This is a genomic window from Micromonospora sp. NPDC004551, assembly GCF_040609975.1.
Taxonomy (GTDB): domain Bacteria; phylum Actinomycetota; class Actinomycetes; order Mycobacteriales; family Micromonosporaceae; genus Micromonospora.
This window is the reverse complement of sequence record NZ_JBEXLM010000001.1, coordinates 583,614-608,912: the sequence shown is the minus strand read 5'-3', so window position 1 is coordinate 608,912 and position 25,299 is coordinate 583,614. Positions and strand designations below refer to the sequence as shown.

The following is a 25,299-nucleotide window of genomic DNA, read 5'->3' as shown; positions in this document are numbered from 1 at the left end:
CACCGATGACCTCCGCCCCCCACCCCACGCCGCTGACCGCCGACGACGACTGGTGGCGGTCCGCGGCCGTCTACCAGGTCTACGTCCGCAGCTTCGCGGACGCGAACGGTGACGGCGTCGGGGACCTCCAGGGCATCCGGCAGCGCCTGCCGTACCTGCGCGACCTCGGGGTGGACGCGCTCTGGCTGACCCCCTTCTACACCTCGCCCCAGGTCGACGCCGGCTACGACGTGGCCGACTACCGGGACGTGGATCCGCTCTTCGGCAACCTGGCCGACTTCGACGCGATGATCACCGACGCGCACGCCCTGGGCCTGCGGATCATCGTGGACCTGGTGCCCAACCACACCTCCAGCGCGCACCCGTGGTTCACCGCGGCGCTGGCCGCCGGCCCCGGCTCCCCCGAGCGCGAGCGCTACCTCTTCGCCGAGGGCACGGGCGAGCAGGGCGAGCTGCCGCCGAACGACTGGGAGAGCATCTTCGGCGGCCCCGCCTGGACCCGGGTCGCCGACGGCCAGTGGTACCTGCACCTGTTCGACCCGGCCCAGCCCGACCTCAACTGGCGCCACCCGGAGGTGCGCGCGGAGTTCGAGGACATCCTGCGGTTCTGGCTCGACCGGGGCGTGGACGGCTTCCGCATCGACGTGGCGCACGGGATGATCAAGGCCGAGGGCCTGCCGGACGTCGGCTTCAACTCGATGACCACCGGCCAGCGCCAGTCCGAGCTGCTGGGCAAGGGCCGGCTGCCCTACTTCGACCAGGACGAGGTGCACGACATCTACCGCGCCTGGCGGCCGATCCTGGACAGCTACCCGGGCGGCCGGATGGCGGTGGCCGAGGCGTGGGCGGAGACGCCGCAGCGGCTGGCGCGCTACATCGGCCCGGACGAGCTGCACCAGGCGTTCAGCTTCGACTTCCTCGACGCCACCTGGTCGGCCGACTCGTTCCGCAAGGTGATCGACACGGCGCTCGCCGAGTCGACCATCGTGGGAGCGCCGACCACCTGGGTGCTCTCCAACCACGACCGGCAGCGGCACGTGACCCGGTACGGCGACGGGGAGGTCGGCCTGCGCCGCGCCCGGGCCGCCGCCCTGCTGATGTTCGCCCTGCCCGGCTGCGCCTACGTCTACCAGGGCGAGGAGCTGGGCCTGCCCGAGGTGCTGGACCTCCCCGACGAGCTGCGGCAGGACCCGGCGTTCCTGCGCACCGGCGAGAGCCGGGACGGCTGCCGGGTGCCGATCCCGTGGAGCGGCGAGCTGGCCCCGTACGGCTTCGGCCCGGAGGGCAGCGAGCTGAGCTGGCTGCCGGCCCCGGCCACCTGGCGTGCCCTGTCGGTGGCCGCGCAGGCCGGGGTGACCGGCTCGACGCTGGAGCTCTACCGTGCCGCGCTGCGGATCCGGCACGACCATCCGGCGCTGGCCGGCGCCGGCGGCGTCACCTGGCTGGAGACCGAGCCCGGGGTGCTGGCGTTCCGCCGCACCGCCGGCGACGCCGAACTGACCTGCGTGGTCAACCTCAGCGGCGCGGAGGTGACGGTCGCCGGACACGGCCGGCCGGTCGTCGCCAGCGCCGGTCTCACCGAGCGGGGCGACGGCCACGTCCTGCCGGTCGACGCGGCTGCGTGGTTCGAACGGCGCTGGGCCGGGTAACCCGCCATTGACCTGGTCGTCCGTTGTGCCCCGCGCCGACGGGCGGCTGGGCTACCGACCCCTTGTGGTGGGGGGTGAGGTGGCGCCGGCCCCTCGGGGACTCTTCGGTTCCCGAGGGGTCGGTGTCCATCTGGGACCGTGGGGTACCACCAGGTGATGACCACACACCTGGCGCAGTACACGCTCGATGTCAACGACGTCGATCGGATGGCCGCCTTCTGGTCGGCCGCCCTCGGCTACACGGTCCGGCAGGGCCGCGACGGCAGCGCGAAGCTCTACCCGCCGCCCGGCCGGCCCGGCCCGACGGTCTGGTTGCAGGGCAGCGGAACCCCGAAGCGGGGCAAGAACCGGCTCCACCCGGACCTGGTCTCCGACGGCGACCCGGCGGCCGAGGTCGACCGGCTCATCGGCCTGGGCGCCCGGCGGGTCGACGTGGGGCAGACCGGTACGGAGGGCTTCGTGGTGCTCGCCGACCCGGAGGACAACGAGTTCTGCGTGCTCGACGGGCCGCCGAGCTGACCCTCAGGCCCCCCGGCTGGTGAGCATCTGCGCGATCCGGGCGAGACCGGCCCGGACCTCGTCCCGGCTGGGCGGGTTCGCCGGCTCCGGCTCCCGCTCGGCGGCCAGCTCCAGCTCCTCGTCGATGACGTCCTCGAAGTCGCCGTAGAGGTCCGCCTGGTCGATCCGGGCCGCCTCGTCCTCGGCGGCGATCTGCGCGGCGGCGATCTCGCTGCGGATCTCGTCGGGCGTCAGCGCCGGCAGCAGCGGCTCCACCACCGCCATGAGCTGCTCCTCGGCCACCACCGCCTCGGCCAGGGCGAGCGCGTGCGGCCGCTCGTACGGGCCGCAGACCACCGGTTCCCACTCGTCGTCGTCGCCGAGCGGGCCGAACGTGATGATCCACGGCAGGCTTAGCATCGGCGAGTCGTCCGGCAGGTCCAGTGTCACGAGTGCGCCCACCGGCCCATCATGGTCGGTCGCGGCGCGGACGGGCGGCTCATTCACGCCAACTCCCCCCTCTCCGGCGGCCGCTCTCACCCGTGCGTACCGGCGTCCAGAGCCGCACGGACCAGGGCGACCGCGCGGTCCGGCGGGACGCCCAGGCGGAGCGCCTCGGCGGCGTACGCCGCGGCGGCCCGGTGCAGGCGGTCGGCGGCGTCATCGCGCCCGGGGGCCACCACGGTGCCGTGCCGGCCCCGGGTCTGCACCAGCCCGGCGGACTCCAGCTCCCGGTACGCCCGCGCCACGGTGTTCACGGCCAGACCGAGGTCGGCGGCGAGCTGCCGGACCGCGGGCAGCCGGGTGCCGACCGGCAGCCGGCCGTCACCGATCATGCCCGCGAGCTGCCCGCGCACCTGCTCGTACGGGGGCACCGCCGAGTCCTGGTCGATGCGGATCCGCGTGCTCATCCCGCCCCTCCCGGCGTGCCCGGGTCGGTCTCCTCGTCGACCTCCACGTCCACCTCCCGCGCGGCGCCGCCCTCGGCGAGGTCCACCACCCGCCCGTAGCGGCTGGTGGCGGCCAGTGCGGCGCCGAAGAGCACCATCTGGTTGAGCAGGTAGAGGTAGAGCAGCAGCCCCACCGCCGTGGCCACCACGGTGTACGCCGGGTTCCGCTCGGTGCGCACCACGTAGTAGCGCCCGACGGTGTTGAGCAGCGTGATGCCGACGGCGACCGCCAGCACGGCGGGGCGCAGCCGGCGGCGGCTCATCCGCAACCGGGGCACCGCCACCAGCAGCGCGGTGGCCAGCACCGCGTTGACCAGCACGCTGAGCACCGCACTGACCGTGGTGAGCCCGACCGACCCGGTACTGCGCAGCAGGAACCGCAGCAGCGACTCCAGCGCGTCCACGGCCGCCACCGAGACGCCGAGCAGCACGAACACCGCGACCAGCACCCCCAGGTCGACCAGGCGGCGGACCACCAGGTTGCCGGGCTGCTGGTTGAAGCCGTACATGAGCCGCTGCGAGGAGCGGATCGCCTCGACCCAGCCGATCCCGGTGAAGACCAGGATGACCAGGCCGATCACGCCGACGGTGTTGCTGCTCTCGGCGATCTGCTGGGGGTCGAGGAACGGCAGGTTCCCCTCCAGGAAGTCGGCCGCCGCCCGGCTGACCTCGCGGTTGTCCTGAAGGATCGTGCCGAAGATCCAGTACGCGACCAGGGCCAGCGCGAACACGGCGAAGAAGCCGTAGTAGGCGATGGCGGCGGCCAGCCGGCCACCGAGCAGGTCGGCGTAGAGCGCCCCGGCCCGCCACACGTGGTCGAAGGCCGACGAGCGGGCCCGGACCGCGTCGACGCGGCGACCGAGCGCCGCCTCGATCCGGCCGATGACGTTCACCCCGCCATCCTCGCCGATCTCCCGGCGCGGTGTCGGCAGGCCGGCCGCGCGCTCAGCTCAGCCGCCGAGGCGGAAGTCGCGGCGGGGCTGCCACCGGGTGGCCCCGCTGTGCGAGAAGAGCGTGAACGCCTCCACCTCGAAGAGGGCGGAGAAGTCGGCCAGGTCCTCGTACGCCTTGTCGAGCACCTCCGGCGGCACGTCCTGGGCCACCGTCACGTGCGGGTGGTACGGGAAGCGCGCCTCGCGGTGCAGTTCGGGGGCCGCGTTGATGGCGGCGGCGAGCAGTTCACACTCGCTGATCCCGGCGGCCACCGCCACGAAGACCACCTGGGTGACCGGCCGGAACGTGCCGGTGCCCCGCAGGTGCAGCGTGAACGGCAGGTGGGTGGCGGCCACCCGGGCCAGGTGCTCCTCGACGGCCGGCAGCGCGTGCACCGGGATCTCGGTGGGCCCGAGCAGCGTGACGTGCGCCGGGACGGCAAGCGGATCACCGGCCTCGATCCGCCGGCGGGTGAGCATCCCGCCCCACGGCTCCGGGATGTCGACCGCGATCCCGATCTGGATCGTCTCACCGGCGTCCGGCGCCCCGTCCCTGCCATCCACGCTGCGCGCCATCCCTCCGGCCACCGACTGCGACACCCGTTCCCGCCGTGCCCGGGCCGCTACTCGAACCGGACCGGCGGGAAGAAGCCGATCCGCTCGTACACGGTGTGCAGGGTGGGGGCGGCGACCGCGCGGGCCTTCTCGGCGCCCTGCGCGAGCAGCTTGTCGAGCTGCGCCGGGTCGTCCAGGTAGGCGCGGGTGCGCTCCTGGATCGGGGTGACGAACTCCCGGACCACCTCGGCGAGGTCCTTCTTCAGATCGCCGTAGCCCTTGCCGTCGTACGCGGCCACGAGGTCGTCGATGCCCCGGCCGGACAACGCCGAGTAGATGGTGAGCAGGTTGGAGATGCCCGGCTTGCCCTCGGCGTCGAAGACGATCTCCCGCCCGGTGTCGGTGACCGCGGAGCGGATCTTCTTGGCCGAGCGGGCCGGCTCCTCCAGCAGGTCGATGATGCCGGCTGGGGAGGAGGACGACTTCGACATCTTGGCCGTCGGGTCCTGAAGGTCGGTGATCTTCGCGGTGTCCTTGACGATGTGCGGCGCGGGCACCGTGAAGGTCGGGCCGAACAGCGAGTTGAACCGCTGGGCCAGGTCGCGGGACAGCTCCAGGTGCTGCCGCTGGTCCTCGCCGACCGGCACCGCGTGCGCCTGGTAGAGCAGGATGTCGGCGGCCTGGAGGATCGGATAGGTGAACAGGCCGACGCTGGCCCGCTCGCTGCCCTGCTTCTGCGACTTGTCCTTGAACTGGGTCATCCGGCTCGCCTCGCCGAAGCCGGTGATGCAGCCGAGCACCCAGGCCAGCTGCGGGTGCTCGGGCACCTGCGACTGGACGAACAGGGTGCTGCGCTCCGGGTCGAGGCCGACCGCGAAGAGCTGCGCGGCGGCGATGCGGCTGCGCTGCTTGAGCACCTTCGGGTCGTGCCCGGCGGTGATCGCGTGCAGGTCCACCACGCAGTAGAACGCGTCGTGGCTCTCCTGGAGGGCCACCCAGTGCCGTACCGCGCCCAGGTAGTTGCCGAGGTGGAACGAGTCGGCCGTCGGCTGGATGCCGGAGAAGACGCGCGGGCGGGCGGGTACGTCGGACATGCCGGCAATTCTGTCAGCAAGCCCCGGCGGCCGTCATGACGGGCCGGTGGGTCGGGCGGGCACGGGCGGGAGCGGGGCCGTGACCTCGCGCCGCGGCTCGGGCAGGCGGGCCGTGGAGACGGCGAGGCGGGACACCCGCCGCCCGTCGAGGGCCACCACCCGCAGCAGCCAGCCGCCGGGCGGGTCGTCCGGGACGGGCCCGCCGGCCTCGTCCGGGTCGGCGGCCACCGGCACCTCGTCGCCGGTGACCGGCAACCGGCCGAGGGCGGCCATCACGAACCCGCCGACCGTCTCGTACGGCCCGGCGGGCAGCGGCACCCCGGTGCGCTCGGCGAAGTCGGCCAGGTTGAGCCGGCCGTCGACCACGGCGGGCAGCCCGTCGTGGGCCGGGTCGGGCGGCGCGTCGTCCTCGTCGTGGATCTCCCCGACCAGCTCCTCGACCAGGTCCTCGCAGGTGACGATGCCGGCGGTGCCGCCGTACTCGTCGACCACCACGGCCAGGTGGTGGCCCTCGCGGCGCATCTCGGTGAGCGCGGCCAGCACCCGCTTGCTGCCGGGCAGCCGTTTCACCTCACGGGTCAGCTCGGCGACGGTGGCGCGCGGGTCCCGCTCGGGGCGCAGCAGCAGGTCGCGCAGGTGGACGAAGCCGACCACGTCGTCCTTCGTGCCGTCGACCACCGGGTAGCGGGTGTGCGGCTCGGCCCGGACCAGCCGCTCGGCCTCGGGCAGGGTGAGCCCGGTGGCGAGGAAGACCACCTCGGTGCGCGGCACCATCACCTCGCGGATCAGCCGCGCGCCGGCCACCAGCACCTCGTCGATGATGCGCCGCTCGTCCGGGTCGAGCACCGTGCTGGCGGCGACCAGGTCGCGCAGCTCGGCCTCGCTGATCTGCTCACGGCCGGCCGTCGGGCTGGCCCCGAGCAGGTCGGTGACCAGGCGGGTGGCGCCGTCGGCGGCCCGCACCACGAGGCGGGCCACGGTGCGGGCCACGGGTCCCGGTTCGCGTCTGGGCCGCCCCGACGGACGTCGCCGGGGCCCGGGACCACCTCCCTCCCGCATGACAAGGATGGTAGACAGCGGACGCCGGGCACTCCGGGTGATGTTCGGATCTGTTCAATCATGAAGGATTGTGGTGGAATAGCGGACGGCCTCACTCGCAGCCGCGACACAGCCCGCGGCCGTAGGGTGATCACGGACGGCCGCCGCGGCAGGCGGCCGAGGCAGGAGGAGCGACGTGAAACTGCTCGTCACCGGCGGCGCCGGTTACATCGGCAGCGTGGTGACCCGGATGCTGCTCGACCACGGTCACGAGGTGACCGTGCTGGACGACCTGCGCACCGGCCACCGGGCGGCGCTCGCGCCCGAGGCGACCCACGTCGACCTGCCGATCCACGAGGCCGCCCGGGTGCTCACTCCCGACGCCGGCTTCGACGGCGTGCTGCACTTCGCCGCCCTCATCGCCGCCGGCGAGTCGATGGTCAAGCCGGAGCTCTACTGGCAGACCAACACAGTCGGCTCGCTCGCCCTGATCGACGCGGTCCGCGCCGCCGGGGTGCCCCGGCTGGTCTTCTCCTCCACCGCAGCCGTCTACGGCAACCCCACCGAGCTGCCCATCCCGGAGACCGCCGTCAAGGCCCCCACCAACACCTACGGGGCCACCAAGCTGGCCGTCGACATGGCGCTCACCTCCGAGGCGGTCGCGCACGACCTGGCCGCCGTCTCGCTGCGCTACTTCAACGTGGCCGGGGCCTACCGGCACGACGGACGGGTGATCGGCGAACGGCACGACCCCGAGACCCACCTCATCCCGCTCGCCCTCGACGTGGCCGCCGGCCGGCGCGACAAGCTCCAACTCTTCGGCGACGACTACCCGACCGCCGACGGCACCTGCGTCCGCGACTACATCCACGTCGAGGATCTGGCCCGCGCGCACCTGCTGGCCCTCGACGCCGCCACCGCCGGCCGGCACCGCATCTACAACCTGGGCAACGGCAACGGCTTCACCAACCGCCAGGTGATCGAGGTGGTCCGCGAGGTCACCGGGCACCCCGTACCGGTCGAGGTGGCCCCGCGCCGCGAGGGCGACCCCGCCGAACTGGTCGCCTCCTCCGCGCTGGCCCGCGCCGAGCTGGGCTGGACGCCGGAGAAGCCCACCCTCCAGGACATGGTCGGCGACGCCTGGGAGTTCTACCGCACGCACATCCTGGGCCGGCAATGAGCGCTGCCGGTGACGTCGCGGCCCGCGCCACCGCCGGCTTCCGGCAGCGGTACGGCACGGAGCCCGCGGGCCGCTGGGCGGCTCCCGGCCGGGTCAACCTGATCGGTGAGCACACCGACTACAACGACGGATTCGTGCTGCCCTTCGCGCTGCCGCTGCGTACCGTGGTCGCCGCGGCGGCCACCGGCGACGGGCGCTGGTCCGTGTGGTCGGAGCTGGACGACGAGCCCGTGGAGTTCGGGCCGGCCGAGGCCGACGAGCCCGGCCGCGTCGACGGCTGGGCCGCCTACGTGGCCGGGGTCGTCTGGGCGCTGCGCGCGGCCGGCCACGACGTGCCCGGCGCCCGGCTGGCCATCGCCTCCGACGTGCCGGTCGGCTCCGGGCTCTCCTCGTCGGCGGCCATCGAGGCTGCGGTGCTCGCCGCCCTGGTCGAGCTGGGCGGGCTCAACCTGCCCACCGACCGCTGGCCGCGGCTCGCCCAGCGGGCCGAGAACGACTACGTCGGCGCGCCCACCGGCATCATGGACCAGTCCGCGGTGATCCGCGGCCGGTCCGGGCACGCCCTCTTCCTCGACTGCCGCACCGAGGAGGTCGAGCAGATCCCGTTCGACCTGGACGCCGCCGGGCTGGCCGTGCTGGTGGTCGACAGCCGCGCCCCGCACCGGCACGCCGACGGCGAGTACGCCGCCCGCCGCAAGTCCTGCGAGCGGGCGGCCGAGGCGCTCGGCGTGGCCGCACTGCGCGACGTCGCCACCGGCGACCTGGACGCCGCGCTGGCCCGGCTCGACGACGACGAGACCCGCCGCCGGGTCCGGCACGTGGTCACCGAGGACCAGCGGGTGCTCGACACGGTCGACCTGCTGCGCGCCGGCCGGGTCCGCGACATCGGCCCGCTGCTGACCGCCTCGCACACCTCGATGCGGGACGACTTCGAGATCACCGTGCCGGAGATCGACACCGCGGTCGAGGCGGCCCTGGCCGCCGGGGCGTACGGGGCCCGCATGACCGGCGGCGGCTTCGGCGGCTGCGTCCTCGCGCTGGTCGACGCGGACGCCGCCGACGCCGTGGCGGCCGCCGTGACCGCCGCGTACGCCGACCGCGGCTTCGCCGCGCCCGGCACCCGCACCGTCCTCCCGGCCGGCGGCGCGGCCCGCCTCGACTGACGAAGAACGGAAGGCCCCCGGTCGACCGACCGGGGGCCTTCGCACGTGCGATCCTCGTCAGCCGGCCTCGACGATCATGCCGGCGCCGACGGTGCGGTTGGTGGTCTCGTCGATGATGACGAACCCGCCCGTGGTGCGATTGCGCCGGTACTCGTCGGCCAGCAGCGGGACCGTGGTGCGCAGCCGCACCCGGCCGATCTCGTTGAGCCTCAGCTCGCCGGCCGTCTCGTCACGGTGCAGCGAGTTGATGTCCAGCCGGTAGTGCAGCCCGCGCACGATCGCCCGCGCCGAGCGGGTGGTGTGCTTGATGGCGTACTTGCCGCCGACCTGGAGCGGACGGGTCTCATCCATCCAGCAGATCATCGCCTCGATGTCCTGCGCGACGGTCGGGGCATTGTTCGGCCGGCAGATCATGTCGCCGCGCGAGATGTCGATCTCGTCGGCCAGCCGGACGGTCACCGACATCGGCGGGAACGCCTCCTCCACCGGGCCGTCGGCGGTCTCCACGGCGGCGATCCGGCTGGTGAAGCCCGAGGGCAGCACCATCACCTCGTCACCGGCCTTGAGCACGCCCGAGGCCACCTGGCCCGCGTAGCCCCGGTAATCGGTGACGGTGGTGGACTGCGGCCGGATCACATATTGCACCGGGAAGCGGACGTCGACCAGGTTGCGGTCCGACGCGATGTGCACCCGCTCCAGGTGGTGCAGCAGCGACGGGCCCTCGTACCAGGGCATGTTCTCCGAGCGGGTGACGATGTTGTCGCCCTGCAGCGCGGAGATCGGCACCACGGTCAGGTCCGGCACGTCGAGCTTCGCGGCGAACGCGGTGAACTCGTCGGCGATCTGCTCGAACACCTCCTGCGACCAGTCCACCAGGTCCATCTTGTTGACGCAGAGGACCAGGTGCGGCACCCGCAGCAGCGAGCACAGAAACGCATGCCGGCGGGACTGCTCCACCAGGCCCTTGCGCGCGTCCACCAGGATCAGCGCCAGGTCGGCGGTGGAGGCACCGGTGACCATGTTCCGGGTGTACTGGATGTGCCCCGGCGTGTCCGCGATGATGAACTTCCGCCGCGGCGTGGCGAAGTAGCGGTACGCCACGTCGATGGTGATGCCCTGCTCCCGCTCGGCGCGCAGGCCGTCGGTGAGCAGCGCCAGGTTGGTGTACTCGTCGCCCCGGGCCGCGCTGACCGCCTCGACCGCGGCGAGCTGGTCGGTGAAGAGCGACTTCGTGTCGTACAGCAGCCGGCCGATCAGGGTCGACTTGCCGTCGTCGACGCTGCCCGCGGTGGCGAACCGCAGCAGGTCCATCGGCCGGGCCGACGCGTCGGCCTCGGCCGGCGCAACAGTCTCGACGCTCATCAGAAGTAGCCCTCCCGCTTGCGGTCCTCCATGGCGGCCTCGCTGACCCGGTCGTCGCCGCGGGTCGCGCCGCGCTCGGTGATCCGCGTCGCGGCCACCTCCTCGATCACCTTCTCCACCGTGTCGGCGTCCGAACGGACCGCCGCGGTGCAGGAGGCGTCACCCACGGTCCGGTACCGCACCTGGGCCTTGAACGGCTGCTCACCGGCGCGGGCGCGGAAGAACTCGTTGACCGCGTAGAGCATGCCGTCGCGCTCGATCACCTCGCGCTGGTGCGCGTAGTAGATCGACGGCAGCGGGATCCGCTCCCGGGCGATGTAGTGCCAGACGTCCAGCTCGGTCCAGTTGGAGAGCGGGAACACCCGGATCGACTCGCCCGGGTGGTGCCGGCCGTTGTAGAGGGCCCACAGCTCGGGGCGCTGGTTCTTCGGGTCCCACTGGCCGAACTCGTCGCGGAAGCTGAACACCCGCTCCTTGGCCCGGGCCTTCTCCTCGTCCCGGCGGGCGCCGCCGAACAGCGCGTCGAAGCGGTGCTTCTCCACCGCGTCGAGCAGCACCGGGGTCTGGATCCGGTTGCGCATGCCGTCGGCCGACTCGCGCACCAGCCCCTTGGTGAGGGCCTCCGGCACGCTGGCCACGATGAGCTGCAGACCCAGCTCGGCCACGCGCTGGTCCCGGTATTCGAGAACCTCGGGGAAGTTGTGCCCGGTGTCGACGTGCATCACCGGGAAGGGGATGTTGGCCGGGGCGAACGCCTTCTGGGCCAACCGGAGCATCACGATCGAGTCCTTGCCACCGGAGAAGAGCAGCACGGGGCGCTCCATCTCGGCGACGACCTCGCGCATCACGAAGATGCTCTCCGCCTCGAGCGCGTCCAGATGCGACACCTGGTACGCGGCGGGGGCCGTCATGACACGAACTCGATTCGCTCGGATCCGCACATCGGGATTCCAGACCTTTCCGGTCGGACTCGTGAAGAAGAACGCTCAGGCTACCCGGAATGCCTCTGCAGCGCTGCAAGCAACCGGCTGGCGAGATCCTTGCGGCAGACCAGCAGGTCGGGCAGGCGTGGGTCGGCCTCGTTGTATTTCAGCGCAGATCCGTCGATCCGGGAAGCGTGCAGTCCGGTGGCCGTCGCCACAGCGACCGGAGCGGCCGAGTCCCACTCGTACTGACCGCCCGCATGGATGTACGCGTCGACCTCGCCGGTGACCACAGCGGCGATCTTCGCGCCCGCCGAGCCCATCGGAACCAGATGGGCGCCGATGTCCTCTGCCAGATCGGTCAGGAAAACCGGCGGACGGCTACGACTGGCCGCCAACCGGATGGTCCTGCCGCCGCCCGCCGTGGCGGCCTCCAGGGTCATCGGCGGGTACGCCGGCGGGTAGTCCGTGCCCAGCACCCGGTGCTGCGCCGGCAGGCCCACCGCGCCCGCGACCAGACCGTGCGGCGTCGGCGCGCTGCGCGACCAGAGCGCCACGTGCACCGCCCAGTCCGAGCGGCCCTCCTCCGCGAACTCCCGGGTGCCGTCCAGCGGATCGATGATCCAGACCCGGTCGGCGTTCAGCCGGGACACCGCGTCGCTGCTCACCTCGGCCGTCCAGGCCAGCCGGGAACCCTCGTCCTCCTCCGACAGCACCGAGTCCGCCGGCCGCCACTTCGCCAGCTCGGTGCGGATCAGATCGTGCGAGACCTTGTCCCCGGCCGACTTCAGCGCCCCCGCGTCGGCGAAGCCCAGCTCCGCGCGCAGGCCCATCAGCGCCTGCCCGGCCCGCGCCGCCAGCCACCGGGCGAACGCGCCGTCGATCATCGGAGGACTGCCCATGGTGTTTCCGCTCCCGTCGCCCGCCTTCGCACACGTCAGAAAGGCGCAGACTACCGGCCGGACCCGGCCCGCCCGGGACGCCCCGCCCGGCGCCTCAGGCGCCGTGGTACAGGTTCTGCGTCGGCTCCACGCCCTTGCTGACCACCGACTCCACCACGTCCGCCGCCCGGTCCACCAGGAATTCCAGCTCCTTGCGCTCCGCCGAGGAGAAGTCCGACAGCACGTAGTCGGCCGGGTCCTGCCGGCCCGGCGGCCGGCCGATGCCGAACCGCACCCGCACGTAGTCCTTGGTGCCCAGCGACTTCGACATCGAGCGCAGGCCGTTGTGGCCGCCCTCGCCGCCGCCGCACTTCACCCGCAGCTGGCCGTACGGGATGTCCAACTCGTCGTGCACCGCGATCACCCGCTCCGGCGGGATCTTGTGGAACTGGGCCAGCGCGACCACCGGGCCGCCGGAGAGGTTCATGTAGGTCAGCGGCTTGAGCAGCACCAGCTTCGGGCCGCCGAAACCCAGCCGCCCCTCGGCCACCTCGCCCATCGCCCGCTTGTGCCGGCCGAACTTACCGCCCAGCCGGCCGGCCAGCAGCTCGGCCACCATGAAGCCGACGTTGTGCCGGTTGCCCGCGTACTCCCGACCGGGGTTGCCCAGGCCGACCACCAGCCACGGCCCCGCCTCGTCCGTCACGCCACGTCCCTTTCCGCTCTGCCCGCCGACCCGTCTCCGATACGCCGACAGGCGCCCCCGGGAACCGGGGACGCCTGTCGCACAGCCTGCGGGCCGATCAGGCCTCGGTCTTCGGCTCCTCGGCAGCCGGCTCGCCCTCGGCCGGAGCACCCTCCGGAGCCTCGGCGGTCTCCTCGCCGACCTCGGCCTCGGCCTCCTCCTCGGCGACCTCGACCTCGGGGAGGGTGGCCTCGAGCTGCTCGGCGGTCGGGGCGGCGGTCACCGAGGCGACCGGCAGCTCCGCGTCCGCGGCCAGCTCCACACCGGCCGGCAGCTCGACGTCGCCCGCGGTGATCTGGGTGCCGGCCTCGGCGCCCTCGATGGAGGCCTCCAGGTGGTCCGGCACCTTGGTGGCGTCGGCGGTCACCGAGAGGGTGTCGTGGTCGTGCACGATCAGGGTGTCCTTCGCGGCCTCACCGGTCAGCTGGACCGGGACCTCGACGGTGACCTTCTCGCCCCGGCGGACCAGCAGCAGGTCCACGTGCTCGAAGGTGTCCTTGATCGGGTCACGCTGGATCGCCTTCGGCAGCGCCAGCACCTGGGTGCCGTCGCTGACCTCGATCGCGAAGAGCTGGTTCGCACCGCCCTTGCGGATCGCGGCGGCGAACTCACGCGCCGGGAGCGCGATGTGCTTGGGCTTCTCGCCGTGGCCGTACAGCACGGCGGGCACCTTGCCGGCCCGGCGGGTACGACGGGCACCACCCTTGCCGAACTCGGTGCGGGGCTCGGCGCTGATCTTTACCTCGGACACGGGGAAACTCCTGATGCTTTTCGCTGCGGCGGCTTGTCGTCTGGCGGTGCTGGGGCGAGGGGCTCGCTGGGGCTCAAGGTCATGAACGACCGCCCGGAGCACCGCGTCGATGACGGCGCCTCCGTGCGGTGCTTTTCAGCGACCCGCCGGGCACCCTCGCCGTGGCAACCGCACCAGTCTACCCGAGCGATTTCCGAGCTATCCGGCAGTCCCCATATCACCGCCGGCTACACCGTGCCGGCCACTTTCCCGACCGGCGGCGACCCTCCCCGAGAGCCGCCGCCGGCGGGCGCGGAACTCAGCTCAGGCCACCGAAAAGGGTGGTCACCGAGCCGTCGTCGAAGACCTCCCGGATCGCCCGGGCCAGCAGCGGGGCGATCGACAGCACGGTCAGCTTGTCGAGCTGCTTCTCCGGCGGCAGCGGCAGCGTGTTCGTCACGACCACCTCGCTGATCGGGCTGTTCTTCAACCGCTCGGTCGCCGGGTCCGACAGCAGCGCGTGGGTGGAGGCCACCACGATCTCCGCCGCGCCCGACTCCTTCAGGATGTCGGCGGCCTTGGTGATCGTGCCACCGGTGTCGATCATGTCGTCGACGATCAGGCAGACCCGGCCCTCGACCTCACCGACCACCCGGTTCGCCACCACCTGGTTCGGCTTCAGCGGATCCCGGGTCTTGTGGATGAACGCCAGCGGGCAGCCACCCAGCCGGTCCGTCCACCGCTCGGCCACCCGCACCCGGCCCGAGTCCGGAGCCACCACGGTCATCGGCCGGCCCGCGTACTTGTGCTCCACGTACTCGGCCAGCACGTCCATGGCGAACAGGTGATCCACCGGGCCGTCGAAGAAGCCCTGGATCTGCGCCGTGTGCAGGTCGACCGTCAGGATCCGGTTCGCGCCCGCCGTCTTCAGCAGGTCCGCCACCAGCCGGGCCGAGATCGGCTCCCGGCCGCGGTGCTTCTTGTCCTGCCGCGAGTAGGGGTAGAACGGCAGGACCACCGTGATCCGCTTGGCCGAACCCCGCTTCAGCGCGTCGACCATGATCAGGGTCTCCATGACCCAGGTGTTCACCCCGTGCGTCACGGACTGCACTACGAAGGCGTCCGAACCACGAACCGAATCCTTGAAACGTACGAAGATCTCACCGTTGGCGAAATCGTACGAGTCGGAAGGAGTCGGCGCGACGCCGAGCACCTCACCGATCTCCTTGGCCAGCTCCGGAAAACCCCGTCCGGAGAAGAGCATCAGGCTCTTGCGGTTTTCGGCGACGATGCTGCCCATGGGCCCGTCTGCTCCCGTATGTCGGTGGTTCCCGGCGGCGGTGAGCCGGGGACTATTCGGTTGCAGTATCCCCCGTGTTCACCGGTCCTCCCACGGTCTCCGGCCGCCCGTGGATTCAGTCACCTTCGCTTGCGGCGGGGGCCGACTCCGACGCACCCTCGCGGGCCCGCTGCGCCGCCTCCGCAGCCGCCGTGCCGGACCGCTTGCGCAACACCCAGCCCTCGACGTTGCGCTGCTGACCCCGGGCCACCGCCATGGCCCCCGCCGGCACATCCGAGATGATCACCGAACCCGCCGCCGTGTACGCGCCGTCGCCCACCCGCACCGGCGCCACGAACATGTTGTCCGCCCCGGTGCGCGCGTGACTGCCGATCGTCGTGTGGTGCTTCTGCACGCCGTCGTAGTTGACGAACACCGTCGCCGCGCCGATGTTGCTGTGCTCGCCGATCGTCGCGTCACCCACGTACGACAGGTGCGGCACCTTCGAACCCTCGCCGATGGCGGCCTTCTTCGTCTCCACGAACGTGCCGACCTTCGCCTTGCGGCCCAGCCGCGACTCCGGCCGCAGGTACGCGTACGGCCCGACGCTGGCCTCCGGGCCCACCTCGGCGCCCACCGAGTGGCTGCGCACCACGCTCGCGCCCGCGCCGACCGTGGTGTCCACCAGCGTCGTGTCCGGCCCGACCATCGCGCCCGCGCCGACCACCGTCGCGCCCTGGAGCTGCGTGTTCTGGTCGATCACCGCGTCCCGCTCGACGGTCACCGTCACGTCGATCCAGGTCGTGTGCGGGTCCAGGATGCTCACCCCGGTGCGCATCCAACCCTCGTTCACCCGGTCCCGCAGCAGCCGGCGCAGCGCGGCCAGCTCGACCCGGTCGTTGCACCCCAGCGTCTCCACGTGGTCGGCGGCGCAGTGCACCGCCACCGGCTCCCCCGCGTCCCGGAGCAGGCCGAACACGTCGGTCAGATACTCCTCGCCCTGGTCGTTGTCGGTGGAGAGCTTGCCCAGCGCATCCCGCAGCCGCGCCACGTCGAACGCGTAGATGCCCGCGTTGATCTCCCGCAGCGCGCGCTGCTCCGGGGTGGCGTCGCGCTCCTCGACGATCTGCGCCAGCCGCCCCTCGACGTCGCGGACGATCCGGCCCAGGCCGGCCGGGTCGGGCACCTCGGCGGCCAGCACGGTCGCCGCCGCGCCCGCGCTCTCGTGCGCCTCGACCAGGGCCGCCACGGTCTCCGGCCGCAGCAGCGGCACATCCCCGTTGATCACCACGACGGTGCCGGCGGCGTCCGGGACCGCGTCCAGCGCGATCCGGACCGCGTGCCCGGTGCCGAGCTGCCGCTCCTGGAGCACCGGGGTGGCCGCCGGGGCGATCTCGGCCAGGTGCGCGCGCACCTGGTCGGCGCCGTGGCCGACCACGACCACCTGGCGGTCCGCGCCGAGCGGCTCGGCCGCGGCCAGCACGTGACCGAGCAGGGTACGACCGAGCAGCGGGTGCAGCACCTTGGGCAGGGCCGATTTCATCCGCTTGCCCTCACCGGCGGCGAGCACGACAACGGTGCGGAGGTGGGGCTGGGACACGACGTGGCTCCCGTCGGGACGGCGACAGTCTCGCGGCCATGCTAACCAGACAGCCGGGCAGGCCGCCGCTTACCCCAAGAAGGGCACCGATACCAGAGAATTGCTCGGCCGCCAGGATTCGAACCTGAAACACAAGAACCAAAATCTTGGGTGTTGCCAGTTACACCACGGCCGAAGGGTCGCCAACAGCTTAGCGCCTGTCGTCCACCTTCCGGTGGCTCGGATCCTTGGCACGCGGCGCGGCCAGACCCTCCACCACGCCCTCGATCCAGACGTAGAGCTCCCGCGATCTCGGCACACGTACCACGAGACAACCCCGGTAGTCCGCCCCGATGTTCGTCCGCGTCGTCCGCGGATTGTGCCGCTTCAGGGTCGGCCGCTGAAACGAGCCCGGATCCACCCCCAGTTGAGCGGCCCACCACCGACCGGCGGCCTCGGCGTCCGCATTCTCGTGAATGCTCACCCGGTACCGAAGGTCCTGACGGGATCGTCCGGTGGCCTCGATGAACCGGACGAACAGTTCCACCAGCCTGATGTCACTGTTGGTGAAGGTGAGGTCGTAGCGGGGGTTGTCCGGCTTGCTCTTCGTGCCCTCGCACCAGTAGAGCACCGCGCCGACGAGCATCAGTTCCCGAAGGGCCGGTGCCCCGACCCACGCGGCAGCCGCATCCTGCACCTCGCGTTCGGCGTCCTCGCGCTGCTTCCGCGAGGCCGCCCGGTGAACTGCGCGACGCGCGTCCGCCTCGATGCGACGCCGCCCGGCCGCCTCCGAGGAGCCGTCGAGCGGGAGATGCCCCACCCAGCGATAGGCCGTCGACTTGGCGACCGTCAACTGCTCCGCGATCTGGTTGACCGTGTGGCCCTCGGCCCGCAGCCGTCTCGCCGCGTCGCGCAGTTCGGCGAGCGGGTCGGTCATGCCGGCAGGTTAGGGCGGGCGTACGACAGGTCGGGTCATCGATGAAGTGACGTGTCCGCTGCGATCTAGGCCGTTCCTGGTTACGGTGACGTAGGCGTAGCCCGTCCACTGGGAGGTGCCATGTCGACCACCCTTACCGGCCCGGACAGCGGGCCGAAGCCCCTGACCCAGGGCCACCAGTCCCGCGGCATCCTGATCGCCCTGTGGGCCTTCGTGGTCGTCCCGTTCCTCGCCCTGCTGGCCGCCGTGCCGGTCGCCTGGGGCGGCTGGCTGGGCTGGACCGACGTGCTGGTCGCCGCGTTCTGGTACGTGTTGTCCGGCCTCGGCATCACCGTCGGCTACCACCGCTACTTCACCCACGGCTCGTTCAAGGCGAAACCGTGGCTGCGGGCCACCCTGGCGGTCGCGGGTTCGTTCGCCGTGCAGGGCGAGATCATCCAGTGGGTGGCCGACCACCGGCGGCATCACGCGTTCTCCGACCAGGAGGGCGATCCGCACTCGCCGTGGCGGTTCGGGGAGAGCATCGGCGGGCTGACCAAGGGGTTGTTCCACGCGCACGTGGGCTGGTTGTTCAACCGGGAGCTGTCCAACCGGGAGCGGTTCGCGCCGGACCTGGTGGCCGATCCGATCACCCGGCGCGTCGACCGGCTGTTCCCGGTGCTGGTGGTGGTGTCGGTGCTGGGGCCGGCGGCGATGGGCGGCCTGCTCACCGGGTCGTGGCGGGGCGCGCTGACCGCGTTCTTCTGGGGCGGCCTGGTCCGGATCGCGCTGCTGCACCACGTCACCTGGTCGATCAACTCGGTGTGCCACGTCTACGGCGAGCGCCCGTTCGCGGTGCGGCAGGGCGACCGGGCGTCGAACTTCTGGCCGCTGGCGCTGCTGTCGTTCGGGGAGAGCTGGCACAACCTGCACCACGCCGAGCCGACGAGCGCGCGGCACGGGGTGCTGCGCGGGCAGGTCGATCCGTCGGCGCGGGTGATCTGGCTGCTGGAGAAGGCGGGCGCGGCCTGGTCGGTGCGGTGGCCGAAACCGGAGCGGATCACGGCGAAGCTGGTGGAGCCGGGGCGGGTGCGCGGCCGGCCGGCGCGGTAACCGGTCGATCGGCGTGGGGCGGGTTTGGCAGGATGGGCCGAATGACCGACGTTCCCGGCAGCGACGCCAGCTCCGCCCGGCGGCGGGCCGTCCCGGCGGCGAAGCCCTCCCGGGTACGGATGTCCGCGACCCAGCGGCGTGAGCAACTGATCTCGATCGCCCGGCAGATCTTCGCCGAGCGCGGGTTCGACGCCACCTCGATCGAGGAGGTGGCGGCCCGGGCGAAGGTCTCCAAGCCGGTGGTCTACGAGCACTTCGGCGGCAAGGAGGGGCTCTACGCGGTGGTGGTGGACCGGGAGGTCCGTTCGCTGCTGGACCGGATCACCACGGCGTTGACGGCGGGGCATCCGCGGGAGTTGCTGGAGCAGGCGGCGTTGACGCTGCTGACGTACATCGAGGAGGAGACCAGCGGGTTCCGGGTGCTGGTCCGGGAGTCGCCGTTGATGTCGGCGACGGGCAACTTCAGCAGCGTGATGAACGATGTGGCGCACCAGGTGGAGCACATCCTGGGTGCGGAGTTCTCGAGCCGGGGCTACGACCCGAAGCTGGCGGAGCTCTACTCGCAGGCGCTGGTGGGCATGGTGGCGTTGACCGGGCGCTGGTGGTTGGAGGTGCGCAAGCCGCGGAAGGAGACGGTGGCGGCGCACCTGGTGAATCTGGCCTGGAACGGCCTGTCGCACCTGGAGGCGAAGCCGGGCCTGATCACGGTCCGCAAGCGGGGCTGAGCCGCGTTCAGCGCTGGTGGGCCTCGGCGACGGGGTGGTTGCGGCGGCGCCGTTCCTCGGCGGCGTGCTCATCGGTGCCGACCTTGTCGTAGAGGCCGGTGGCGAGCAGGACCAGCCCGAACACCAGCGAGATGAGGACGGTGGACATCGAGAAGTTGAGGAAGTTCGCCGAGGTCTGCAGGACGGCCATCATGAGGATGCCGGTGACCAGGAAGACGGCCCCGGCGGTCAGGTTCATGTAGTGGCCGAGGTTGCCGCGGCGGGACGCGCCGATGATGAGGAAGGCGCCGAAGACCACGGAGACCAGCGCGAACGCCAGGTTGGTGCGGAGGCCGAGGGCCGTGGTGTTCTCCCGGCTGAACAGCCCTTCGCCCCAGGTCTCGAAGACGCCGTAGACGCCGAAGACCAGGATGTAGAGGCCGATGAGCCCGGACAGCACCCGGTAGAGCGGCCGTGCGGGGTGGTTCACCGGGAAGTGCGCCATGGGAGCCTCCGGTCGGCTGACTGATTTGGCGCAATTGTCCCCCCAGGCACCCGCTCCCGTCCCCGGAAAACGCCGAAGGCCCGGCGGTCGCCGGGCCTTCGGGGGTGGCTGCGGGTCAGAGCACCAGGCGGGCCTTCTGCCAGGCCTCGTGCTCCTCGTCGGTGCCGACCTTGCCGTACATGCCGACCATCAGGAGCACCAGCGAGAGGGTGAGCACCACGATGTCGGTCATGATCGAGAAGTTGAAGATGTTGGCGTCGGTGTGCAGGAACGCCAGCTCGGCCAGGCCGAGGGCCATCAGGACGTAGGCGAGCCACTGGTTGATCGCCACGTCGAGGTTGCGGCCGATCACGGTGCCGACCAGGATCCCGGCCCCGAGCAGGATCGTGAGCATCGAGAAGCCGAGGTTGGTGCCCTGGCCGAGGACCTTGGTGTCGTCCTGGGCGAGGACGTCGTTGCCGGCGCTGGCGATGATGCCGAGCACGCCGAAGACGATGAAGTACAGACCAACGAGCCCGCCGATCGCCCGGTAGACAGGCCGCGCGGGGTGGTTGACGGGGGTGTGGGCCATCTGTGCGTCTCCAAGGCCGAACGGAACAGGGGTCGGCTGCGATTGTCCCGCACGCCCGTCAGTGACGCCGCACACCCCCCACCCCGGCCGGGGTCAGCCGCCGGGCAGCTCCTCGGCGAGGGCCAGCCAGGCCTCCTCGGTGCGGTCCCGCTCGGCCCGGATCTCCTTGAGCTGGGCGTCCAGCTCGGCGACCCTGGCGTAGTCGGTGGCGTTGGCGGCGAGCTGCTCGTGCAGCGTCGCCTCCTTCTGTTCGAGCTTGGCGATCTGGCGTTCCAGCCGGCTGAGTTCCTTCTTGGCGGTGCGTACCTCGGCGGCGGACATGCCCTCGCGGGCCGGGGCGGCCCCGGCCGGGGTGAGGTCGGCGGGCGCGGGGCCGCCACGGGCCGCGGCGCGTGCCAGGTACTCGTCGACGCCGCCGGGCAGGTGCACGAGCCGGCCGTCGCCGAACATCCCGTACGCGACGTCGGTGACCCGCTCGATCAGGTAGCGGTCGTGGCTGGCCACGATGATCGTGCCGGGCCAGGAGTCGAGCAGGTCCTCCAGTGCGGCCAGGGTGTCGGTGTCCAGGTCGTTGGTGGGCTCGTCGAGGAGGAGCACGTTGGGCTCGCCGGCGAGCAGCCGCAGCATCTGGAGCCGGCGGCGCTCGCCGCCGGAGAGGTCGCTGACCGGGGTCCAGAGCCGCCGGTCGTCGAAGCCGAAGACCTCGGCGAGCTGGGCGGCGCTGATCTCCCGGTCGCCGAGCTGCACCCGCCGGGCGACCTCCTCGACGGCTTCGAGGACGCGCAGGTGGCCGGGGAGCTCGGCGAGTTCCTGGGAGAGGAACGCGGGGCGTACGGTCTGCCCGGCGGCGAACCGCCCGCCGTCGGGGCGGGTCACCCCGGCGAGCATCCGCAGCAGGGTGGTCTTGCCGGCGCCGTTGCGCCCCAGGATCGCGACCCGGTCGCCGGGGCCGACCTGCCAGGTGAGGTCGTGCAGGATCTCCTTCGGGCCGGCGTGCAGGGTGACCGCGTCGAGGTCGTACACCTGCTTGCCGAGGCGGGCGGTGGCGAGCCGTTGCAGCGACATGGTGTCGCGCGGTTCCGGCACGTCGGCGATGAGCGCGTTGGCGGCGTCGATCCGGAACTTCGGCTTGGAGGTGCGGGCCGGCGCGCCGCGGCGCAGCCAGGCGATCTCCTTGCGGAGCAGGTTCTGCCGGCGGGCCTCGGTGGCGGCGGCGACGCGCTGCCGCTCGGCGCGGGCCAGGGTCCAGGCGGCGAAGCCGCCCTCGTAGGCCCGGACTGCCTGATCGGCGACCTCCCAGGTGGCGGTGCAGACGGCGTCGAGGAACCAGCGGTCGTGGGTGACCACGACGAGCGCGCCCTTGCGGGTGACGAGGTGCCGGGCCAGCCAGTCGACGCCGCCGACGTCGAGGTGGTTGGTGGGCTCGTCGAGGATGAGCAGGTCGGCGTCGCGGACCAGCAGGGCGGCGAGCGCGACGCGGCGGCGCTCGCCGCCGGACATCGGGCCGACCGGCGCGTCGAGGCCGAGGTGGGGCATGCCGAGGCCGTCGAGGATGGCCCGCACGCCGGCGTCGCCGGCCCACTCGTGCTCGGCGCCCATGCTCTCGCCGAGCCAGGCAGTGCCGAGCACCACGTCCCGGACGGTGGCCTCGGGGGCCAGGGCCAGGCTCTGCGGGAGCCAGGAGACCCGCAGGTCGCGGCGGTGGGTGACGCGGCCGTCGTCGGGCTCCTCCTGCTTGGTGAGCAGGCGCAGGAGGGTGGACTTGCCGGCGCCGTTGAGGCCCACGACGCCGACCCGGTCGGCGTCGTCGAGGCCCAGCGACACGTCGGTGAGCAGCGGCCCGGCGGCGCCGTACCCCTTGGACACCCGGTCCAGGTTGACGATGTTGGCCACGAACCCACCTTTCATGATCAAGGCGCCCCGGTGCCCGGGACGCCCGCCTCAAGGGTACGCGGGCCGGCCGGCGCGCCTCAGACGACGCGGGCGCCGGGGACCGGGCCGTGCGCGACCCGGGCGTCCCGGCATACGCCGGCGGCGGCCAGGTCGGCGGCGATCCGCCCGGCGTGCGCCTCGTCGGTGGCGAGGAAGACGCAGGTCGGGCCGGAGCCGGAGACGAGGCCGGCGAGCGCCCCGGCCGCCTCCCCGGCCTTCAGCGTGTCGGCCAGCGACGGGCGCATGGTCAGCGCGGCGGCCTGAAGGTCGTTGCCGAGGGCGGCGGCGAGCACCCGCGGATCGCGCTGGCGCAGCGCGCCGAGCAGGGCGTCGGTGCTGCCCAGCGGCTCCCCCGCGGTGCCGGCGTCGCGGAGCCGGTCCAGCTCCCGGTAGGCGGCCGGGGTGGAGAGGCCACCGTCGGCGACGGCCACCACCCAGTGCCAGGAGGTGGGGCGGGCCAGCACGGGGCTGACCGCCTCGCCCCGCCCGGTGCCCAGGGCGGTGCCGCCGTGGATCAGGAACGGCACGTCGGAGCCCAGGTCGGCGGCGATCCCGGCCAGTTCGTCGCGGGACAGCCCGGTGCCCCAGAGCGCGTCGCAGGCGACCAGCGCGGCGGCCGCGTCGGCACTGCCACCGGCCAGTCCGCCGGCGAGCGGGATCTGCTTGCGCAGGTGCAGCCGGGCGTGCGGCAGGACACCCGCGTAGCCGGCGAGGGCGTGGGCGGCCCGGATCACCAGGTTGGAGTCGTCCAGGGCCAGCTCGCCGGCGCCCTCGCCCTCCATGGTCAGGGTGAGCGTGTCGCCCCGGCGGGCGGTCAGCTCGTCGTAGATGGAGATCGCGTGGTAGACGGTGTTCAGCTCGTGGTAGCCGTCGCGGCGAAGCGGCCCCACCCCGAGGTGCAGGTTGACCTTCGCCGGCACCCGCACCTTTACCGGGCCGCTGGACCCGCGCCGCTGCCCGTCCTCGTCGTCCGGTCGCCAGGCCTCGGTCACGGGGCGATGTCCCGCGGGCGCAGGCGGATGTCGAACGGCTTCTGCACGGTCAGCTCCTCGGCGGGGTGGGCAACGGCGCCAGCCTACTGGTCGGCGGCGGAGGCGGCCGGGGCCGACGCGGCGATGGCCGCGAACTGCTCCACGGTGAGCGACTCGCCGCGCGCGCCGGGGTCGACACCGGCGGCGGTGAGCGCCGCGGCGGCCCGGTCCGCGCCGCCGGCCCACCCGGCGAGTGCGGCGCGCAGGGTCTTGCGGCGCTGCGCGAACGCCGCGTCGACCACCGCGAAGACGGCCTCCCGCGGTACGTCGGCGCGGGGCGGCTCCCGCCGGGTGAAGGCGACCAGCCCGGAGTCGACGTTCGGCACCGGCCAGAAGACGTTCGGCGGTACCTTGCCGGCGGCCCGGGAGCGGGCGTACCAGGCGAGCTTGACCGACGGGACGCCGTACACCTTGGAGCCGGGACCGGCGACGAGCCGGTCGGCGACCTCCTTCTGCACCATCACGAGGCCGTGGCGCAGGGTGGGCAGCTCGGCGAGCAGGTGCAGCACCACCGGCACGGCCACGTTGTAGGGCAGGTTCGCCACGAGCGCGGTAGGCGCCGGGTCGGCCAGCTCGGCGGCGGTGACCCGCAGCGCGTCGGCGGGGTGCACCGTGAGCCGGGCGGCGTCGGGGCCGGCGAACCGGGCGGCGGTCTCCGGCAGCGCGGCGGCCAGCGCCCGGTCGAGTTCCACGGCGTGCACGTGCGCGGCCACCGGCAGCAGGGCCAGAGTGAGCGAGCCGAGGCCGGGGCCGACCTCCAGCGCCACGTCGTCGGGGGCGAGCCCGGCGGTGGTGACGATCCGGCGCACCGTGTTCGGGTCGTGCACGAAGTTCTGGCCGAGCTTCTTGGTCGGCGTCACGCCGAGCCGCGCGGCGAGCTCCCGGATCTCCGCCGGGCCGAGGAGTCCGGTCACGCCGGGCATCCTTTCACCACGGCCCGAACGCGCGTTCGCCGGTCGCGGAGATGGCCGCGCACAGCTCGTCGAGGTCGGTCCCGGTCGTCTCGGCCAGGAACCGCACGGTCAGCGGGATCAGGTACGAGGCGTTCGGGCGCCCCCGGTGCGGCATCGGGGTCAGGTACGGCGCGTCGGTCTCCACCAGCAGCTGCCCGGGCGGGGTGACCGCGGCGGCCTCGCGGAGGGCCGACGCGCTGCCGAAGGTGACCGTGCCGGCGAAGCTGAGCAGGTAGCCCCGGCGGACGCACTCGCGGGCGAAGTCGGCGTCGCCGGAGAAGCAGTGCAGCACCACGGTGTCCGGGGCGCCCTCGTCGTCGAGGATCCGCAGCACGTCGGCGTGCGCGTCCCGGTCGTGGATGACCAGCGCCTTGCCGTACCGCTTGGCGATGGCGATGTGCGCCCGGAAGCTCTCCTCCTGCGCGGCCCGGCCCTCGTCGCCGGTGCGGAAGAAGTCCATCCCGGTCTCGCCGATGCCGCGGACCCGGTCCCGGCCGGCGAGCGCCTCGATCTGGCGCAGCGCCTCGTCGAGGTCGGCCAGGCGGGGCGCCTCGTTCGGGTGCAGCGCCACGGTGGCCAGCACCGCGCCGTAACGCTCGGCGACGTCGGTGCCCCACCGGGACGACTCGACGTCCACGCCCACCTGCACGAGCCGGTCCACGCCGACGCCGGCGGCCACCGCGATCGCCGCCGCCACGGGGTCGTCGGCGGGGCCGACCGGGCCGCTGTCCGCTCGCGACTGCGGGGCTCGCGAGCCCGGCTCACTCCTCGCGCTTCGCGGGGGAACGCCGTATTCGCTGACGGTGATGTCGAGGTGGGTGTGGCTGTCCAGCACGGGCACGGCCAGCGCCTCCGGTGCGGGCGGGAACTCACCGGCCCGGCGGGCGGCGCGCTGCTTGCGGGTTTCGGTCTGCTCGCTCATCGCGGCCAGCATCACACACCGCCACGGGCCGGCGTTTCCGGACCGCCATCGACTGTTCACGCGCACAACATCTGTCGCGCCTACGGTCCGGTGC

The 25,299-nt window shown here is 72.7% G+C and carries 25 protein-coding genes, 1 tRNA gene and 1 pseudogene; 6 read left to right on the top strand and 21 right to left on the bottom strand.

Annotated features, from left to right (window positions below; translation table 11 throughout):
- The first annotated feature begins 5 nt into the window (after nucleotides 1–5).
- Nucleotides 6–1,649 (top strand): glycoside hydrolase family 13 protein, encoded by a 1,644-nt coding sequence (locus ABZW14_RS03105; protein WP_355338825.1) that lies wholly within the window; start codon nucleotides 6–8, stop codon nucleotides 1,647–1,649.
- Nucleotides 1,650–1,805: 156 nt separating this feature from the next.
- Nucleotides 1,806–2,168, top strand: a complete 363-nt coding sequence (locus tag ABZW14_RS03100; RefSeq protein WP_355338822.1) for a VOC family protein — start codon at nucleotides 1,806–1,808, stop codon at nucleotides 2,166–2,168.
- Between the two features lie 3 nt (nucleotides 2,169–2,171).
- On the opposite strand, the gene ABZW14_RS03095 is transcribed toward ABZW14_RS03100, so the two are convergent.
- The 6 genes from ABZW14_RS03095 to ABZW14_RS03070 form a co-directional block, all read right to left on the bottom strand.
- The gene (locus ABZW14_RS03095; protein WP_355338819.1) at nucleotides 2,172–2,609 is read right to left on the bottom strand and encodes a hypothetical protein; all 438 of its coding nucleotides are present in this window, start codon (nucleotides 2,607–2,609) and stop codon (nucleotides 2,172–2,174) included.
- A 74-nt stretch (nucleotides 2,610–2,683) separates the two neighbouring features.
- The gene (locus ABZW14_RS03090; RefSeq protein WP_355338816.1) at nucleotides 2,684–3,058 is read right to left on the bottom strand and encodes a GntR family transcriptional regulator; all 375 of its coding nucleotides are present in this window, start codon (nucleotides 3,056–3,058) and stop codon (nucleotides 2,684–2,686) included.
- Nucleotides 3,055–3,990, bottom strand: a complete 936-nt coding sequence (locus tag ABZW14_RS03085; RefSeq protein WP_355338813.1) for a YhjD/YihY/BrkB family envelope integrity protein — start codon at nucleotides 3,988–3,990, stop codon at nucleotides 3,055–3,057. Before ABZW14_RS03085 ends, ABZW14_RS03090 begins: the two co-directional genes overlap by 4 nt.
- 57 nt (nucleotides 3,991–4,047) lie before the next feature.
- Nucleotides 4,048–4,605 carry a 2'-5' RNA ligase family protein gene (locus tag ABZW14_RS03080; protein ID WP_355338810.1) on the bottom strand — a complete coding sequence of 186 codons (558 nt, stop codon included), beginning with the start codon at nucleotides 4,603–4,605 and terminating at the stop codon, nucleotides 4,048–4,050.
- A 47-nt stretch (nucleotides 4,606–4,652) separates the two neighbouring features.
- Nucleotides 4,653–5,678 carry a tryptophan--tRNA ligase gene (gene trpS / locus ABZW14_RS03075; protein ID WP_355338807.1) on the bottom strand — a complete coding sequence of 342 codons (1,026 nt, stop codon included), beginning with the start codon at nucleotides 5,676–5,678 and terminating at the stop codon, nucleotides 4,653–4,655.
- A 33-nt stretch (nucleotides 5,679–5,711) separates the two neighbouring features.
- Nucleotides 5,712–6,737 (bottom strand): hemolysin family protein, encoded by a 1,026-nt coding sequence (locus ABZW14_RS03070; RefSeq protein ID WP_355338804.1) that lies wholly within the window; start codon nucleotides 6,735–6,737, stop codon nucleotides 5,712–5,714.
- Between the two features lie 229 nt (nucleotides 6,738–6,966).
- Between ABZW14_RS03070 and galE the strand changes: the two genes are divergently transcribed.
- Nucleotides 6,967–7,896, top strand: a complete 930-nt coding sequence (galE, locus tag ABZW14_RS03065; RefSeq protein WP_355339399.1) for a UDP-glucose 4-epimerase GalE — start codon at nucleotides 6,967–6,969, stop codon at nucleotides 7,894–7,896.
- Entirely contained in the window at nucleotides 7,893–9,059 is a 1,167-nt protein-coding gene (gene galK, locus ABZW14_RS03060) for a galactokinase (RefSeq protein ID WP_355338801.1), read from the top strand. Before galE ends, galK begins: the two co-directional genes overlap by 4 nt.
- A 57-nt stretch (nucleotides 9,060–9,116) precedes the next feature.
- Here galK and cysN read toward each other — a convergent pair whose 3' ends face one another.
- The 9 genes and pseudogenes from cysN to ABZW14_RS03015 all read right to left on the bottom strand — a co-directional run bounded on the left by cysN (nucleotide 9,117) and on the right by ABZW14_RS03015 (nucleotide 17,495).
- The gene (gene cysN / locus ABZW14_RS03055; RefSeq protein ID WP_355338798.1) at nucleotides 9,117–10,421 is read right to left on the bottom strand and encodes a sulfate adenylyltransferase subunit CysN; all 1,305 of its coding nucleotides are present in this window, start codon (nucleotides 10,419–10,421) and stop codon (nucleotides 9,117–9,119) included.
- Nucleotides 10,421–11,332 carry a sulfate adenylyltransferase subunit CysD gene (cysD, locus tag ABZW14_RS03050; protein ID WP_355338796.1) on the bottom strand — a complete coding sequence of 304 codons (912 nt, stop codon included), beginning with the start codon at nucleotides 11,330–11,332 and terminating at the stop codon, nucleotides 10,421–10,423. The genes cysN and cysD overlap by 1 nt, the downstream gene beginning before the upstream one ends.
- Before the next feature lie 80 nt (nucleotides 11,333–11,412).
- Nucleotides 11,413–12,246: an inositol monophosphatase family protein gene (locus ABZW14_RS03045; protein WP_355338793.1), complete on the bottom strand. Its 834-nt coding sequence runs from the start codon at nucleotides 12,244–12,246 to the stop codon at nucleotides 11,413–11,415.
- A gap of 94 nt (nucleotides 12,247–12,340) precedes the next feature.
- Complete coding sequence (gene pth / locus ABZW14_RS03040) at nucleotides 12,341–12,931, bottom strand: aminoacyl-tRNA hydrolase (RefSeq protein ID WP_355338790.1); 591 nt, start codon at nucleotides 12,929–12,931, stop codon at nucleotides 12,341–12,343.
- Between the two features lie 97 nt (nucleotides 12,932–13,028).
- Nucleotides 13,029–13,721: a 50S ribosomal protein L25/general stress protein Ctc gene (locus ABZW14_RS03035; RefSeq protein ID WP_355338787.1), complete on the bottom strand. Its 693-nt coding sequence runs from the start codon at nucleotides 13,719–13,721 to the stop codon at nucleotides 13,029–13,031.
- A gap of 298 nt (nucleotides 13,722–14,019) precedes the next feature.
- Nucleotides 14,020–15,000: a ribose-phosphate diphosphokinase gene (locus ABZW14_RS03030; RefSeq protein ID WP_091260632.1), complete on the bottom strand. Its 981-nt coding sequence runs from the start codon at nucleotides 14,998–15,000 to the stop codon at nucleotides 14,020–14,022.
- A 52-nt stretch (nucleotides 15,001–15,052) separates the two neighbouring features.
- Nucleotides 15,053–16,579 (bottom strand): annotated as a pseudogene (glmU, locus tag ABZW14_RS03025) (bifunctional UDP-N-acetylglucosamine diphosphorylase/glucosamine-1-phosphate N-acetyltransferase GlmU).
- A gap of 103 nt (nucleotides 16,580–16,682) precedes the next feature.
- Nucleotides 16,683–16,754, bottom strand: a tRNA-Gln gene (locus ABZW14_RS03020).
- A gap of 15 nt (nucleotides 16,755–16,769) precedes the next feature.
- A complete protein-coding gene (locus ABZW14_RS03015; protein ID WP_355338784.1) occupies nucleotides 16,770–17,495 on the bottom strand; it encodes a helix-turn-helix domain-containing protein in 726 nt (241 codons plus the stop codon).
- Nucleotides 17,496–17,615: 120 nt separating this feature from the next.
- On the opposite strand from ABZW14_RS03015, the gene ABZW14_RS03010 reads away from it, so the two are divergent.
- A complete protein-coding gene (locus ABZW14_RS03010; RefSeq protein ID WP_355338782.1) occupies nucleotides 17,616–18,587 on the top strand; it encodes an acyl-CoA desaturase in 972 nt (323 codons plus the stop codon).
- 41 nt (nucleotides 18,588–18,628) lie between these two features.
- Entirely contained in the window at nucleotides 18,629–19,312 is a 684-nt protein-coding gene (locus tag ABZW14_RS03005) for a TetR/AcrR family transcriptional regulator (RefSeq protein WP_355338779.1), read from the top strand.
- Nucleotides 19,313–19,319: 7 nt separating this feature from the next.
- Here the strand turns inward: ABZW14_RS03005 and ABZW14_RS03000 are convergent, their stop codons facing one another.
- The 6 genes from ABZW14_RS03000 to ABZW14_RS02975 form a co-directional block, all read right to left on the bottom strand.
- On the bottom strand, nucleotides 19,320–19,796 hold the full coding sequence (locus ABZW14_RS03000; RefSeq protein WP_355338776.1) for a DUF4383 domain-containing protein: 477 nt from the start codon (nucleotides 19,794–19,796) through the stop codon (nucleotides 19,320–19,322).
- A gap of 115 nt (nucleotides 19,797–19,911) precedes the next feature.
- On the bottom strand, nucleotides 19,912–20,367 hold the full coding sequence (locus ABZW14_RS02995) for a DUF4383 domain-containing protein (RefSeq protein WP_355338773.1): 456 nt from the start codon (nucleotides 20,365–20,367) through the stop codon (nucleotides 19,912–19,914).
- 93 nt (nucleotides 20,368–20,460) lie between these two features.
- Entirely contained in the window at nucleotides 20,461–22,260 is a 1,800-nt protein-coding gene (locus ABZW14_RS02990; RefSeq protein ID WP_355338770.1) for an ABC-F family ATP-binding cassette domain-containing protein, read from the bottom strand.
- A 77-nt stretch (nucleotides 22,261–22,337) separates the two neighbouring features.
- Entirely contained in the window at nucleotides 22,338–23,291 is a 954-nt protein-coding gene (locus ABZW14_RS02985; protein ID WP_355338767.1) for a 4-(cytidine 5'-diphospho)-2-C-methyl-D-erythritol kinase, read from the bottom strand.
- An 83-nt stretch (nucleotides 23,292–23,374) separates the two neighbouring features.
- The gene (gene rsmA, locus ABZW14_RS02980; RefSeq protein WP_355338764.1) at nucleotides 23,375–24,244 is read right to left on the bottom strand and encodes a 16S rRNA (adenine(1518)-N(6)/adenine(1519)-N(6))-dimethyltransferase RsmA; all 870 of its coding nucleotides are present in this window, start codon (nucleotides 24,242–24,244) and stop codon (nucleotides 23,375–23,377) included.
- Nucleotides 24,245–24,257: 13 nt separating this feature from the next.
- Complete coding sequence (locus ABZW14_RS02975; protein ID WP_355338761.1) at nucleotides 24,258–25,217, bottom strand: TatD family hydrolase; 960 nt, start codon at nucleotides 25,215–25,217, stop codon at nucleotides 24,258–24,260.
- Nucleotides 25,218–25,299 lie beyond the last annotated feature (82 nt).

What these genes read in the sequence shown, in the direction of transcription:
- ABZW14_RS03105 (WP_355338825.1), top strand. Translation starts at nt 6, where the DNA reads ATGACCTCCGCCCCCCACCCCACGCCGCTGACCGCCGACGACGACTGG.
- ABZW14_RS03100 (WP_355338822.1), top strand. Translation starts at nt 1,806, where the DNA reads ATGACCACACACCTGGCGCAGTACACGCTCGATGTCAACGACGTCGAT.
- ABZW14_RS03090 (WP_355338816.1), bottom strand. Translation starts at nt 3,058, where the DNA reads ATGAGCACGCGGATCCGCATCGACCAGGACTCGGCGGTGCCCCCGTAC.
- ABZW14_RS03080 (WP_355338810.1), bottom strand. Translation starts at nt 4,605, where the DNA reads ATGGCGCGCAGCGTGGATGGCAGGGACGGGGCGCCGGACGCCGGTGAG.
- trpS (WP_355338807.1), bottom strand. Translation starts at nt 5,678, where the DNA reads ATGTCCGACGTACCCGCCCGCCCGCGCGTCTTCTCCGGCATCCAGCCG.
- ABZW14_RS03070 (WP_355338804.1), bottom strand. Translation starts at nt 6,737, where the DNA reads ATGCGGGAGGGAGGTGGTCCCGGGCCCCGGCGACGTCCGTCGGGGCGG.
- galE (WP_355339399.1), top strand. Translation starts at nt 6,967, where the DNA reads ATGCTGCTCGACCACGGTCACGAGGTGACCGTGCTGGACGACCTGCGC.
- galK (WP_355338801.1), top strand. Translation starts at nt 7,893, where the DNA reads ATGAGCGCTGCCGGTGACGTCGCGGCCCGCGCCACCGCCGGCTTCCGG.
- cysN (WP_355338798.1), bottom strand. Translation starts at nt 10,421, where the DNA reads ATGAGCGTCGAGACTGTTGCGCCGGCCGAGGCCGACGCGTCGGCCCGG.
- cysD (WP_355338796.1), bottom strand. Translation starts at nt 11,332, where the DNA reads ATGACGGCCCCCGCCGCGTACCAGGTGTCGCATCTGGACGCGCTCGAG.
- ABZW14_RS03045 (WP_355338793.1), bottom strand. Translation starts at nt 12,246, where the DNA reads ATGGGCAGTCCTCCGATGATCGACGGCGCGTTCGCCCGGTGGCTGGCG.
- ABZW14_RS03030 (WP_091260632.1), bottom strand. Translation starts at nt 15,000, where the DNA reads ATGGGCAGCATCGTCGCCGAAAACCGCAAGAGCCTGATGCTCTTCTCC.
- ABZW14_RS03015 (WP_355338784.1), bottom strand. Translation starts at nt 17,495, where the DNA reads ATGACCGACCCGCTCGCCGAACTGCGCGACGCGGCGAGACGGCTGCGG.
- ABZW14_RS03010 (WP_355338782.1), top strand. Translation starts at nt 17,616, where the DNA reads ATGTCGACCACCCTTACCGGCCCGGACAGCGGGCCGAAGCCCCTGACC.
- ABZW14_RS03005 (WP_355338779.1), top strand. Translation starts at nt 18,629, where the DNA reads ATGACCGACGTTCCCGGCAGCGACGCCAGCTCCGCCCGGCGGCGGGCC.
- ABZW14_RS03000 (WP_355338776.1), bottom strand. Translation starts at nt 19,796, where the DNA reads ATGGCGCACTTCCCGGTGAACCACCCCGCACGGCCGCTCTACCGGGTG.
- ABZW14_RS02995 (WP_355338773.1), bottom strand. Translation starts at nt 20,367, where the DNA reads ATGGCCCACACCCCCGTCAACCACCCCGCGCGGCCTGTCTACCGGGCG.
- ABZW14_RS02975 (WP_355338761.1), bottom strand. Translation starts at nt 25,217, where the DNA reads ATGCTGGCCGCGATGAGCGAGCAGACCGAAACCCGCAAGCAGCGCGCC.